This is a genomic window from Bacteroides sp. 14(A) (genome assembly GCF_000526555.1).
GTDB lineage: Bacteria > Bacteroidota > Bacteroidia > Bacteroidales > Bacteroidaceae > Bacteroides > Bacteroides cellulosilyticus.
Window position 1 is genome coordinate 657974 of sequence record NZ_JAGH01000005.1, and the last position, 13753, is coordinate 671726.

The 13753-nt window shown below is 42.1% G+C and carries 14 protein-coding genes; 6 read left to right on the forward strand and 8 right to left on the reverse strand.

Features of this window, described 5'->3' with window-relative positions:
• Positions 1-224 precede the first annotated feature (224 nt).
• Positions 225-449 (reverse strand): DUF4248 domain-containing protein, encoded by a 225-nt coding sequence (locus tag K429_RS0125650; RefSeq protein WP_007214061.1) that lies wholly within the window; start codon positions 447-449, stop codon positions 225-227.
• Between the two features lie 207 nt (positions 450-656).
• Here K429_RS0125650 and K429_RS0125655 point away from each other — a divergent pair, with 207 nt between their 5' ends.
• Complete coding sequence (locus K429_RS0125655) at positions 657-1754, forward strand: 6-bladed beta-propeller (protein ID WP_029328602.1); 1098 nt, start codon at positions 657-659, stop codon at positions 1752-1754.
• Here K429_RS0125655 and K429_RS0125660 read toward each other — a convergent pair.
• The 4 genes from K429_RS0125660 to K429_RS0125675 all read right to left on the reverse strand — a co-directional run bounded on the left by K429_RS0125660 (position 1743) and on the right by K429_RS0125675 (position 3685).
• The gene (locus K429_RS0125660) at positions 1743-2066 is read right to left on the reverse strand and encodes a hypothetical protein (RefSeq protein ID WP_029328603.1); all 324 of its coding nucleotides are present in this window, start codon (positions 2064-2066) and stop codon (positions 1743-1745) included. The two genes, K429_RS0125655 and K429_RS0125660, sit on opposite strands and share 12 nt — an antisense overlap.
• Before the next feature lie 16 nt (positions 2067-2082).
• Positions 2083-2895 (reverse strand): RNA polymerase sigma factor, encoded by an 813-nt coding sequence (locus tag K429_RS0125665; protein WP_029328604.1) that lies wholly within the window; start codon positions 2893-2895, stop codon positions 2083-2085.
• Positions 2896-3072: 177 nt separating this feature from the next.
• The gene (locus K429_RS0125670; RefSeq protein ID WP_007218434.1) at positions 3073-3411 is read right to left on the reverse strand and encodes a type II toxin-antitoxin system HicB family antitoxin; all 339 of its coding nucleotides are present in this window, start codon (positions 3409-3411) and stop codon (positions 3073-3075) included.
• 16 nt (positions 3412-3427) lie between these two features.
• Positions 3428-3685, reverse strand: coding sequence for a type II toxin-antitoxin system HicA family toxin (locus K429_RS0125675; RefSeq protein WP_029328605.1), 258 nt, complete (start codon positions 3683-3685; stop codon positions 3428-3430).
• 229 nt (positions 3686-3914) lie between these two features.
• On the opposite strand from K429_RS0125675, the gene K429_RS0125680 reads away from it, so the two are divergent.
• Both K429_RS0125680 and K429_RS0125685 read left to right on the forward strand, forming a co-directional pair.
• Positions 3915-4451, forward strand: coding sequence for a flavodoxin (locus tag K429_RS0125680; protein WP_029328606.1), 537 nt, complete (start codon positions 3915-3917; stop codon positions 4449-4451).
• Between the two features lie 6 nt (positions 4452-4457).
• Positions 4458-5018, forward strand: a complete 561-nt coding sequence (locus tag K429_RS0125685; protein ID WP_007214069.1) for a flavin reductase family protein — start codon at positions 4458-4460, stop codon at positions 5016-5018.
• Between the two features lie 92 nt (positions 5019-5110).
• On the opposite strand, the gene K429_RS0125690 is transcribed toward K429_RS0125685, so the two are convergent.
• From K429_RS0125690 to K429_RS0125700, 3 genes are all read right to left on the reverse strand, one after another.
• The gene (locus K429_RS0125690) at positions 5111-5707 is read right to left on the reverse strand and encodes a sugar O-acetyltransferase (RefSeq protein WP_029328607.1); all 597 of its coding nucleotides are present in this window, start codon (positions 5705-5707) and stop codon (positions 5111-5113) included.
• A 146-nt stretch (positions 5708-5853) separates the two neighbouring features.
• Complete coding sequence (locus K429_RS0125695; RefSeq protein ID WP_007214071.1) at positions 5854-6612, reverse strand: LytTR family DNA-binding domain-containing protein; 759 nt, start codon at positions 6610-6612, stop codon at positions 5854-5856.
• Between the two features lies 1 nt (position 6613).
• Positions 6614-7678, reverse strand: a complete 1065-nt coding sequence (locus K429_RS0125700; protein WP_029328608.1) for a sensor histidine kinase — start codon at positions 7676-7678, stop codon at positions 6614-6616.
• 257 nt (positions 7679-7935) lie between these two features.
• Here K429_RS0125700 and K429_RS0125705 point away from each other — a divergent pair, with 257 nt between their 5' ends.
• The 3 genes from K429_RS0125705 to K429_RS0125715 are packed head-to-tail and all read left to right on the forward strand — an operon-like array spanning position 7936 to position 13604.
• Entirely contained in the window at positions 7936-9051 is a 1116-nt protein-coding gene (locus K429_RS0125705) for an efflux RND transporter periplasmic adaptor subunit (protein ID WP_029328609.1), read from the forward strand.
• A gap of 9 nt (positions 9052-9060) precedes the next feature.
• Positions 9061-12237: an efflux RND transporter permease subunit gene (locus K429_RS0125710; RefSeq protein WP_029328611.1), complete on the forward strand. Its 3177-nt coding sequence runs from the start codon at positions 9061-9063 to the stop codon at positions 12235-12237.
• Positions 12238-12287: 50 nt separating this feature from the next.
• A complete protein-coding gene (locus K429_RS0125715; RefSeq protein ID WP_044097231.1) occupies positions 12288-13604 on the forward strand; it encodes an efflux transporter outer membrane subunit in 1317 nt (438 codons plus the stop codon).
• Positions 13605-13753: the final 149 nt, after the last annotated feature.

A 13753-nucleotide genomic window follows, 5' to 3' on the forward strand; every position in this document is an offset into this window, starting at 1 on the left:
AAATATACCACAGTCTTAAATATAGACAAATTATAGGCGTTTTTCTGCCTTGTTCAGCTTCCTGTTATTCGTTTTTAAAGAATAATGGGAACGTTTTTAAAAAATGTGCTCAACGTTTATTAAAAACGTAAAAAACCTCTTTTAAGCCTGAATTTGATAAATATCAACAAAAAAGGCGGTGATTCTTATGAAGAATTACCGCCTTTCCTATTTATTGTCTATTATTATTCCGGGAATGGATCACCCAGATTCTCTATTATCAGCCCGTATTGCTTGGGAGAGAGCCAGCGATGATTATAAGGCTGATAGCCCGTTTCAACTAGAGCAGTCGCCAGATTTGTACACCTTTTAATGCTTCGTTGTAAAGATCTTACCGCATTTTTCGGAGTGGAACAACCGGGGAAATACATACCGGCCAATTCGGAGAAAGAAAGAATCAGTTTTGCCATTTGCTAAGGTTTTAGGTTTAATATTAAAATTCTGTTTTTTAAAGCTCTACAAAGATACTACATCAGAAAGGCGAAGTCAAGTATTTGGGTTGGTTTTTCCGACTTTTATTTTTTCTTTTTTTTATTCTTCTCATTTTTCTAAGATAACATCTTGTATATTCGTTTTTTTTATAAATTTGCCCAACTTACAACATAACAAAAAACAATATGCGACACTCTTGTATTTCCTTTCTCAGCATCTCTCTTTTTCTTCTCACGGCTTGTTCCGGAGAAAAAGGTTCACATGATCAGGTTTCTACAGTCAGTATAGATAAAGGCGTCGAACACTTTGATGCGGACTACACTTCGGCACAATATCAATCTCTTTTCAAAAATCCGAAAACGATCCGGCTGGAAACGAATGATAAATGCCTGTTGAGTGCTAATGCGTACCTGCTTAATGTGACTCCAAAGTACATAGTTATCGGAGATAAGACGAGTTTTTATTTCTTTAATGCCGAAAACGGTTCTTTTCTTTTTGTGATGGACAGGAAGGGAAATGGACCTGAAGAATATGCCGACATCTTTTCCCGCTTTTTTGATGAGGAAAAAGAGTTGATTTATGTTGCTACTCCTAATAAGACTAAATTATATAAGCCGGACGGGACTTTCGTCAGCGAATACCCCAAAGATAGTATATCCAACTTTATAGGTGTGTCCAACGGATATTGGGGAACCTACAAAAGAGAATATCAGAAATCGCACTTAGTAGCCTTCTTTGATAAGGACTGGAACATGAAACAATCTTTCTTTCCTTTCGATGCTGAATCGGTAACGGGCTTTTCAGGTGGCTACATTGTGCCCAGATTCAGAGACGGAAACGACCAAGTGTGTATTGTGATTAATGATACGTTGTATGCCAGTAGAAAGGAAAAACTCATTCCCGCTGTAGCCATCAATCAGGGCAAACTAAAGATGCCGACAGATTTGAATGGTGATCTTGAACGTATGCTTACGGAAGGGAAATATTGTATTAAGGCGGAAAATGCTTTATTGGTGAATGACCTGTTGTTTTATGATTTCTTCTGGAATGAAAGCAGGCATTATACACTATGGGATACAAATAGCGGGGAATTGTTGATTCATTCGGAAAAAGGATATGCCATGCCTTATAATGAGAAAGCAATTGTAAATACTCCCGTTTCCCTTATCCGGAACAACAAGGCATATACATTGCTTTCTATTGATAAATTGGCTCAATATGGCTTAGCCAGTGAGGAGGATGACTCAAATCCTACATTGCTCTGTGTGGATTTAGAAAACTGAAATATAGTGTCTAGCAAGTCCAACCAATGTTCCCAATAATACGGCATTGAATGCTATTATTGGCAAAGATTTCTTATCCGAATGTCCTACCTGAATAAGCATCGGGATAGTTAGTGCCAAGCCTACAACGCCTCCTTCCAGCCACCAGAGAATATGAGGAATGTCTACATTGAGAATAATAATTGAAACGAAAAAGTAATGAAAAAACGCCGAAACGGTGGAGTAGCGGGGAAGTTTCTGCATAACCATAGGAATGATGTCTATGACTCCGGCAACCAATCCGATAATTGCCGAGAAAAGTAATTTGTCCATGTTAGATATTATTTAGTTAGTGATGAAAAATCATCCGTTTTAAGCAAATTGAAAGATACTCTTTGGCTTGCTGTTTAGAAGAATGTCTGAGTAAGTTTGAATACAGGGCCGTCGCGGCATCAATGTTTTCCATGGCAGACTTCGATGTGGAGATTCTCTCCGGTATCAATGATGATGAGTAAGGCAGGGCAGGATCGATACGGTGTTGACTGAGGGCATAATTTACCCGGTTCATGCAGTTGCATTTCTTGCCTCCTGCGTGCTCGCAATATTCTGACAGGAAAGTACTCATTACCTTTCTGGAGCGTGACAGCCGTTGCCTGAAGTTGTCAGCCGACAATCCTGTAATCTCACTTCCCAGTCGGCTGTCTACATCAAACATGGTTCCCAGAATGAAGATTAACCTGTCGAATGGATTTAAGCATTGAAGCAAAACGTTGGTGCATGACAGTTTCAGCTCTTCCGAGAAAATCTTTTTCTCAGCCGGATTCGTTTGGTCAACTGAAGAGGCGACATATCTGTCTATATCACTCCCGAAGATTTCAAAAGACAAGGGATGATTTACGAAGTCTTTATTCTTCTCATTGATTAAATGGTTTACGGCTATTTTATACACCCATGTCGAAAATAAACTTTTTCCTTTATAAGAAGAAAGGCTTGTGATGACCTTTATCAGAATGTCTTGCTTTGCGTCTTCAGCATCTTCAATCCGCCCGAGCATGCGCAATGACAAATTAAACGCCGGGCCTTCAATATTTTCAATGATTGCTCCTAATGCCTCTTTAGAGCCATTTATCGCTTGGTCCACATGATAGATTTCTATTTTCATGATTTCTGTTTTATATATTTAGACATGGGCCGAAGAGAATTGTGACAGTCATTTGTGCTTTTAACATAAAAAAATGCAGAGACTATTCTTTTTATCGGATAATCTCTGCAATACCAGATATATGCTTTACACTCTGTAGATTTTTATAGTATGATTATAACAGAGTGAATTTCTATTCTATAACATAGCTGTAATTTGCTTCTCCAGTGCTTGTTTGATGAAAGCATTGATAGAGATACCTGCACGCTGTGCCAGCATTGCGATATGGCTATGTATCTCAGGAGTCAGACGAACATTTAATGATCCTGAATAGCTTTTGTGCGGTTGTATTCCTTCTTCCTCACAATAAGCCAGATAATCATCGACTGCTTCATGAAATGCTTCTGTCAGTTCTTGAACACTCTGTCCTTCAAAATTAACCATTCCATTTATTCCTTCTATTTTACCGAAAAAAACGCTGTCTTCTTCACTGAAGTTGACAGACCCAATGAAACCTTTGTACCTTAATGTATTCATAATAATACTCCTTTCTTCATTTTATAAAACCTGCACCCATCAAATCATTTAATACTTGTTTCATTGCATACCCTTTGATTAGGTTGCCGGGATGAGGTTTGTGAATCATTATAGGGCGTTTGTCTCCATTCTTAAAGATAACTCTCGAACCGGAAGTTTTACCTTTATTCGATTTTTCATAACCAAATATCGACAACAAGCGTTCCATTTCTTCAAATGTAAAATTTGCTGGTAACGACTTGAAACGTTCGATAAGTTTTTCTTTTGTTCCCATTCATTTATAAGTTTCAGCAAATGTAACTACAAAATAGTTACAATCCAATAATAGAGGGTATAAAGTATGTCAAAAGGAGATACATCCGTAATATTGGTTATATATTCCGTAATTTATATACCTGCATACTGGATAATACTCCGTAATTTTGTATCATTGCAATATGCTTCCCGAATCGAAGCGTTTGCTACGGAAAAGTAATCTATGTTTGAACTAAATAATATATCGTATGAAAAGACTTACATTCTTTATGGTAGCGATTATGGCGTTATGTTTGACCGCAATCGCACAGAAACAAAGTTCTAAGACATTGGTTGCCTATTTCTCGGCAACGGGAACAACAGAAAAAGCAGCCAAGTTAGTTGCTGAAGTCACAGGTGGCACTCTCTACGAAATACAGCCTGCGAAGAAGTACACTTCTGCCGATCTGGACTGGCACGACAAGTCCTCACGCAGCAGTGTGGAGATGGCGGATGCCAAATCACGTCCTACTTTAAGCTCCAAAGCGGAGAACCTAGCGGACTATGATACTGTTTATATTGGTTTTCCCATCTGGTGGAATTTAGCTCCGAGAATCATCAATACTTTTATAGAAAGTGGTGATTTTTCAGGTAAGACAGTGATTCTGTTTGCCACATCGGGCGGAAGCAGTATCTCCAATTCCGAAAAAGAGTTGCAGAAAACTTATTCCAATCTGAAGTGGCAGAAAGGCAAACTGCTGAACGGTGCAACCAAAGAAGACATTAAACAATGGACTAAAAAATAAATTAGTATGAGAAAGAATTACGGAGCAAAACCCTTTTCCTATCCGCAGCCGGTGTTTATCATCGCTGCTTATGATGAAAATGGACTCCCAAACGCTATGAATGCGGCTTGGGGCGGTATCAGTGAAATGAAAGAGATCAGTATTTGCATCAGCGAAGGACACAAGACCACTGCGAATATCCTGAAACGCAAAGCATTTACAGTAAGTATGGCAGAAGTGGGGCAAGTTGTTGCCTGCGATTACGTAGGTATCGTTTCCGGCAATAAGGTAACGGACAAATTCGCCCGTGCAGGTTTCCATGCCACCCGTTCGGAGTTCGTGGACGCCCCGCTGATTGACGAACTGTCTGTAGCGGTGGAGTGCAAACTGAAAGATTACAATCCCGAAACCTGCATCTTGCGTGGAGAGATCGTAAATGTAAGTGTAGACGAGCGTGTACTTGATGAAAATGGAAAAGTAGATGCTTCCAAAGTAGCTCCCATCATCTTCGATCCGTTTAACAACGACTATCTGAAGGTGGGCGAAAAGGTGGGTAAGGCTTTTTCGGATGGCAAGGCATTGAAATGATTCTAAAATCAGGTCTTCACAAAAAATATTCCTCAAAGTATAGCTTAAATACTTTGAGGAATACAGATCAATGATACATTGTGATAGTTCTGTTAAACTACTTCATTATCAATTTGTTTAATCACCCTGCAAGGATTTCCTACGGCTACGCAATTGTCAGGAATAGAGTGGGTTACTATACTGCCGGCACCTATGACACTGTTTTTCCCAATTGTCACTCCCGGTAGGATTATTGCACCACCACCAATCCACGCTCCATCATTTATTCTTACGGGGAGTGCATAGGTTTTGCAAATACCTTCTCCTGCTTCCCAATCCGCCACGACCCTTTCTTGCAATTTGGTAGAGTGGGTGGCTGTGTATATCTGTACATTGGATGCTATCAACACATTGTCGCCTATCTCGATGATATTATTGTCTACAAACGTACAGCTCATGTTGATGATAACCTGATCACCGATGAAAATGTGCTTCCCGTATTCGCAATGGAAATCAATATCGATGTGAACATGTTCTCCCATCTTGCCGAACAAATCATGAAAGATTCGCTTTCTCTGTTCCGTGTCGGCATAATCCGTTTCATTTAGCCGTTTCAATAATCTTTTAGCATTCAGCGTCATATTTACCAATACTTTGTCACCGCCATTGAACGGTTCTCCGGCTAAGCACTTTTCCAATTCTGTTTTCATATATTGAGATCTACTAATTTTTAGAGCATTCAGGTCATTACGAAGATGACTTATTCACCACATTTATGTGATAAAGATAAGGATAAAAAACGGAAATATGAACAACTATACTTTTCAAATACCAGATTAAAAACAACCATTAATGATTATTTATCCAACCACTCTTTCAAAGCAGAAGCTCGTTCTCTACTTACAATAATCTCTGTATCAGGATATTTTTTCATATGTATTTTTAATCTGGAGTTAAAGTAGTTGCTTACATTCCGTATGCTGTCAATGTGCAAAAGATATTGCCTGTTTGCCCTGAAAAAAATATCGGGATTGAGTTGGCTTTCCAGTTCATCCAATGAATAAGATATGTTCATGGATGCTCCATCGTTCAGAAATATAAGCGTCGTCCGTTCTTTCAAAGCGATATGGCTGATGTTTTTCACTTGTACGGAGATGTACCCATCCCGGTAAGGCAACAGGAAACGCTCGCGATAACGGTAATTATTGCGGTACATATATTCCACTAACCGACGCATATCTTCTCCATGCGTGTCGGACAAAGTCCGGCGACGCACCTTATTGATGGCTTCAGCCAATTCTTCGGAATTAATGGGTTTGAGCAGGTAGTCGAAGCTGTTATATTTAAAAGCTTGGATTGCATATTCATCATAGGCAGTGGTGAAGATGATTGGGGATGGTATGGCCGTCTGACGCAATACGTCAAAACTTAGTCCATCGGACAGGCGTATGTCCGCAAGTATAAGATCCGGAGTCGGATGGGTTCGTAGCCATTCCACCGATTCCTGAATATTGGCCAGTGGTCCTTCCACATGAAAAGTCGTATCTATCTCCTCCAATTGACGTCTCAGGCGATTGAAGTTTCGCTGTTCATCCTCAAGAATTAAGATATTCATATTAAGTATTATTTATAATAGGCAGTTTGACAATATAGGTATTTTCTCGTTGTTCGATAAAAGGTTTTTTCTTGCAAAGTAAGAGATAACGCCCGATGATATTTTTATTGCCGATCCCCGTCGATTCAAAATCGGATGCTATCGGGCGTAAGTCGTTTTCTACTACAATATCATTTTCTTCACGGAAAACACGTATCGAGAGAGGGTGTCTAGCCGATGCACAGTTGTGCTTAATGGCGTTTTCCACCAATAATTGTAGGCAAACGGGAGGTATCTGCCCGTCGATTTGCTTCAATGTTTCATCTATATCTATGCAGACTGCGTCCTCGTAGCGCATTTTTATCAAGTAAATATAAGAATGGAGGAAAGCGATTTCTTCTTCGATGCTTACCGTATCTCGTTTCAGATTCTGGATGACGTACCGGTACACCTTTGACAAGTTGTCCAGAAATTTTTCAGCCAATGCAGTGTCTTCCACTATCAATTCAGAAAGAATGCTGAAGTTGTTGAACATGAAATGAGGGTCTATTTGCGATTTCAATACTTCCAATTGCATCTGTGCGGCATGTTCCTTTTCTTTCAGAAGGGTTATTTCCAACTCCTTTTTCTGTCTTTCGGCTAATATGGATGATTCCATATATTGGGCATCAGTATAGATATAAGACACGAATGTCGCCATTACACTGAATATGTACAACCCCTGATGAAAAAAAGCAAGCCCCTCATCAAAACATATATTTATCAACAGAGAAAAGCACCAAACTGTCAGGTTGTTAAATAAGAGTAGCAGGAAAGCACAGATAAACAGTCGTAGATACGGCTTATCCGTAAATGAAACAAGACGAAACGACCAACTGCTATAAAAGACAGATAGTTCCACGAATACGAAACTTATCAGCAACGACACGCCGAAATCGATCATATAATCTACAAACGACAGTTCGCCGCCGAAAAACCACGTAGTATATTCTTTGTCGATCAATGCTGTCAGCAGATAACTGAGAAGAAATACAATCACTACCAGTAGCACGCGATTTTTTATATTGTCGAACTTGGTTTTTGCCATCCGTTTTTATTTGCAAAATAAGTGACTTTCACCTCTTCCTCCAAACAAAGTGGAGACGAAGCTTCATAAATAGTTCTCGAAATGATATAAATTGAGTGTGAATCGAATACAGGAAATGAAAAAGAGAGTATATTTCATTATCCACATGTCGTAATCCATTTATTACGTTTCCGAAACTGTTTTCTACGCTTCACGCATTTGCTTATTGCGGTACAGTTCCGTAATTCTTTCCTTTGCGCCAAAAAAGAGAAGAAAGAATGAAAAGAATTATTGGAGTTATACTTTTAGCATGTACAATGTGCCTGTCTTCGTGCAAGAACAGGGAAGTGAAAGAAACACTGCCATTGTGCCGGGTGATGACTGTTGCCGCAAAGGCGGTGGAAATAAACGAGTCTTATTCAGCTTCCATACAAGGGCGGCAGGATATTGACATCTACCCACAAATATCGGGTACAATAACAGAGCTTCGTGTGTATGAAGGGAAAACGGTTCGGAAAGGTGAAGTAATGTTCGTCATAGATCAAGTGCCTTACCGTGCAGCATGGCGCAAAACAATGGCTGATGTACATGCAGCTGAAGCGCAGGTGGAGACGGCTCGTCTGGAATATCGCAGCAAGCAACAGCTTTTTGCGGAAAAAGTCGTTTCAGAATACGATCTGTCCACTGCGAAGAATGCCCTTGCCATTGCCGAAGCGACATTGGAACAGGCAAGGGCTTTGGAAGAGGATGCACGGAACAGCCTGTCTTATACGGAGGTAAAAAGTCCGTCGAATGGAGTTGTCGGCACACTACCTTACCGGGAGGGCGCATTGGTCAGCGCTTCGATGGCTATTCCGTTAACTTCCGTTTCCGACAATTCAGAGATGTATGTCTATTTTTCAATAACCGAGAAGCGGGTTCATTCCTTACTCCGACAATACGGATCCCATGATGAAGTAATCCGCCAAATGCCTCCGGTCAGATTACAACTGAATGACGGTAGTCTGTATGATGGACAAGGACACGTAGAGAGCATTAGCGGCATTATCAACCGGAAGACCGGTACGGTATCCGTCCGCAGTATTTTTGATAATACCAACCGTACATTATTAAGTGGGGGAATCGGTAATGTCATTATTCCGCATCGTGAAGATTCTGTCATTGTCATTCCGCAGACGGCTACCACCGAATTGCAGAATAAGATTCTGGCATATAAGGTAGCTGAAGACGGTTGTGTTCACTCTTGTGAACTGACTGTGGAAAAACTCAATGATGGCAAAGATTATATTGTCAGATCCGGTCTTGCCGTAGGTGACGTAATTGTAACCGAAGGAACGGGACTTCTGCGGGACGGTATTCAGATAGATATAAGAAAAGATGAACCCTCCAAATAATAAAAAACTATGAACCTAAGATTTTTTATAGACCGCCCAGTTTTTTCTGGCGTCATATCTGTCGTGATCGTACTAATGGGATTCATCGCCTTATCGAATCTGCCTGTGGAACAGTATCCTGATATTGCACCGCCTACTATTCAAGTATTTGCCAACTATCCGGGAGCCAACGCCGAAACGGTACAGAAATCGGTTGTAGTTCCTCTGGAGGAGTCCATCAACGGGGTGGAAGATATGACTTATATCACCTCCACGGCCTCTAATAACGGTGATGCCATGATAAATGTTTATTTCAAGCAGGGAAGTAATGCTGATATGGCGGCGGTAAACGTACAGAACCGTGTATCCACTGCCTTGAGTTTGCTTCCTGCCGAAGTGACAAAAGTCGGTGTTACCACCATGAAGCAACAGAATGCCGAACTGAAAACATTCTCGCTCTTTGACCCTACCGGGAAATATGATTTGCAGTTCCTGAACAACTACATGAAGATAAACGTGGAACCGCGCATCAAGCGTATCGGGGGTGTGGGTAATATGATGCTGTTCGGTTCCAATTACAGTATGCGTATCTGGATGAAACCCGATAAGATGGCGCAATACGGTCTTATCCCTTCGGACATCACCGCTATGCTGGAACGGCAGAACATTGAAGCTGCTACGGGAGCCTTTGGGGAAAATCATGATAACGCTTATCAGTACACAATGAAATACCGAGGCCGATATTCCACTCCGGAAGAGTTCGGTGAACTTGTCGTTCGTTCCCTCCCTAGCGGTGAGGTTCTCCGACTCAATGAAGTGGCAGATGTAGAGTTGGGCGATGAAGCCTACAACTATTCGACTGAGATGAATGGCCATCCGGCTGCTATGGCAATGATTTACCAAAAGGCCGGCTCCAATGCTTCGGAAACTATCAATGAAATAGATGCCGTACTGGACGAGCTCGGCAAGGATTTACCTAAAGGACTGGAATTCGTAACTCTGAACGACACGAACATTTTTCTGAAAGCATCCATCAAGGTTGTATTGAAAACATTGTTGGAAGCTATCTTACTGGTAGTGCTGGTGGTATATGTGTTTTTGCATGACATTCGTTCCACCCTTATTCCGACGATAGGCATTGTGGTATCCATTGTTGGCACATTTGCTTTTATGGCAGTGGTTGGATTTTCTGTCAATTTAATCACGCTCTTTGCACTGGTTCTTGCTATCGGTACGGTAGTGGATGATGCCATTATCGTGGTCGAAGCGGTACAAGCACGTTTCGATATAGGTTATCGTTCTTCCTATATGGCCACCAACGATGCTATGCGGAGTGTCGCATCGGCTATCCTGACCTCTACGCTGATATTCATGGCCGTGTTTATTCCCGTTTCCATGATGGGAGGTACATCCGGAGAATTCTACAAGCAATTCGGCATCACGATGGCCGTAGCTGTGGGTATTTCAGCGATCAATGCATTTACCCTTTCACCTGCCTTGTGCGCTTTGCTGCTTCATCCTTACAAGGATGAGCAAGGGAATACGAAGAACAATTTTGCCGCTCGTTTCCGTACAGCGTTCAATGCGGCTTTCGATGCGATAACTTCCCGATATATGCGCTCTGTTCTGTTCCTTGTCAAGCGTAAATGGCTGATGTGGGGAACGCTGGCGGTGTCGATGATATTGCTTGTCTTTTTGGTGCGTACCACCAAAACCGGACTTGTTCCCGATGAGGACACAGGTTCGGTAATGATTAGTATGAATGCCAAGCCCGGAACTTCGATGGCTGAAAACCGGCGTATCATGCAAGAAGTAAACCGGAACATAAACCGGATATCCGGCATTGACTATAACGCCAACATCGTGGGATATTCCTTCAGTGGCGCAGGTTCATCTATGGGAATGTCATTTCTTTCTCTTAAACACTGGGACGAGAGAAAGGGAAAAGGACAATCGGCAAGGGAAATCATAGACAGTATCTATGCTTTCGCTCCCGGTGTACCGGATATGCAACTTTTTGCCGTGACTCCTCCAATGATACCGGGCTACGGGATGGGAAGCGGTTTCGAACTTTATCTGCAAGACAAGGTTTCAGGCGATCTGAACAAGTTCAAGGAAGTGGCGGACAACTTCGTAGCAGCTCTCAATGAACGTCCGGAGATAGAGATGGCATATTCTTCTTTTGAAACGAACTACCCGCAATATTGGGTTGATATAGATGCTGCCAAATGCGAACAAGCAGGTATTTCCACTATTGAGATTCTGGAAACTCTTTCCGGTTATTACGGAGGAGGTTATGTGTCGAACTTTAATCGTTTCTCCAAATTGTACCGTGTGCAGATACAAGCAGATCCGACATACCGGGTTACTCCTGAATCCTTGAACCATATTTATGTTCGAACGGGTGAGGGAATGGCGCCTCTCGCACAATTCGTACAGCTTACTAAAACCTATGGGCCACAGGACGTGTCACGATTCAACCTTTATAATTCCATTTCTATCAATGGAACACCTGCATCCGGATACAGTTCGGGGGACGCATTGAAAGCGGTACAGGAAACAGCAGAGAAGCTGCTTCCGGCTAATTATGCGTACGAGTTTGGAGGTATTTCCCGCGAGGAAAGTCAGACGACTAATAATGTGGCTATTATCTTTGCCATCTGTATGGTGTTGATATATTTGATATTGTGTGCGCTTTACGAGAGTTTGCTCATTCCTTTCTCGATCATTCTGTCCGTTCCGTGCGGATTCTTAGGAAGCTTCCTGTTTGCTCAGATTTTAGGTCTGGAAAATAATATCTATATGCAGACCGGACTCATCATGCTGATAGGATTGCTCGCCAAAACCGCCATTTTGCAGACTGAATATGCAGTACAACGCCGAAAAGCGGGCATGTCGCTCATACAAGCTGCTTATGTGGCGGCAAAAGACCGTTTACGTCCGATTTTGATGACGGTCATGGCTATGATATTTGGATTGCTGCCTCTGATGATGGCACATGGTGTGGGTGCAAACGGTTGCCGTTCTCTGGCTTCCGGTGTAGTGGGAGGTATGTTGATAGGAACATTGGCACTGCTGCTATTTGTTCCCGTCCTTTTCATTGTCTTTCAGTATTTGCAAGAAAAAATCAGACCTGCACAGACTTCATGTAAAGGTGCGGATTGGGCGATACAAACGGAATTGGAGAACCTTAAGATAAAAGAATGAAGATGAAATTTGCATATTATACATTCATATTGTTATGGGCAGTTTGTCTGATGACGGGATGCTCCATATATAAACCTTATTCCCGTCCTGAAGTTCAGACCGAAGGATTATACCGAGACTTGGAGGAAACAAGAGACACTGCTTCAATAGCTACTCTCGGCTGGCGGAATTTATTCTCGGACAAAAATTTGCAAGCCTTGATCGATAAAGGGTTGGAACGAAATACGGATTTGCGTGTAGCCCATACACGGGTGAAAGCTGCAGAAGCGGTGTTAATGAATGCACGACTTTCTTATCTGCCATCGGTAGTACTGGCTCCGGATGGCAGTATCAGTGGTACAGAGGGAGCGAAAGCGATAAAGACATATAATCTTGCCGCTTCCGCAAGCTGGGAAATAGATTTGTTTGGAAAAGTAACCAATGCCAAACGAGAGGCGCTTGCCGCTCTCGAAGGAAGTCGGGCTTACAGGCAGGCGGTAGAGACACAGCTTATAGCCACAATCGCCAATAGTTATTATATGTTGCTGATGCTCGACCGCCAACTCATCATCAGTGAACAGACGTTGATTACTTGGAAAGAGACAGAACACTCTATCGAGGCGTTGAAACGGGCTGGAAAATCCAACGATGCAGCGGTACTTCAGGCCAAAGCGAACCGTTTGGCATTGGAAGCGTCTGTGGTGTCCATACGGAAAAGTATACGTGAAACAGAGAACGGACTTTCAGCATTACTGGCCGATACATCACATGACATCATGCGGGGAGCACTGCAAAAGCAACAGTTTCCCGACACACTTTCTGCCGGACTTCCCATACAGCTGCTTGCCAACCGTCCTGATGTGAGACAAGCAGAATGGAATCTGGCACAAGCATATTATGCTACCAATGCCGCCCGTTCCGCTTTTTATCCGAGCCTTACTCTTTCCGGCTCTACCGGATGGACGAACAATGTCGGCGGTGTTGTAGTCAATCCCGGAAGTTGGTTGTTCAGTGCGGTAGGCTCGCTTATGCAACCTCTGTTCAACAAGGGAACGAATATAGCTAACCTGCGTCAGGCAAAAGCTCGCCAGGAAGAAGCTCTTCTTCTATTCCAGCAATCCCTGTTAGATGCTGGAAAAGAAGTAAACAATGCTTTGACACGTTGGCAATCTGCCCGCATTCGGATGGATTATGTCAATCAACAAATCATGACCTTGCAAGAAGCCGTGCGCAAAACCGAATTACTGATGCAACATACTTCCACTAATTATCTTGAAGTATTGACTGCACGTCAGAGACTACTGGAAGCGGAATTAATGCAGGTTCAAGATAAATTTGAGGAAATACAAGGAGTAATTGATTTATACCATGCTGTGGGAGGAAGATAGCCACATAAAAAAGTACATGAAGTTACAACATAAGATATTCTTCAGCTATTGGAAGTTGATATTGGATAATGCGGATAGGTGTTTCCTATCCGCATTACTTATAAATCCCGATTGCTGATTTTGCAAATTACAAGAAAATGCTACTTAGC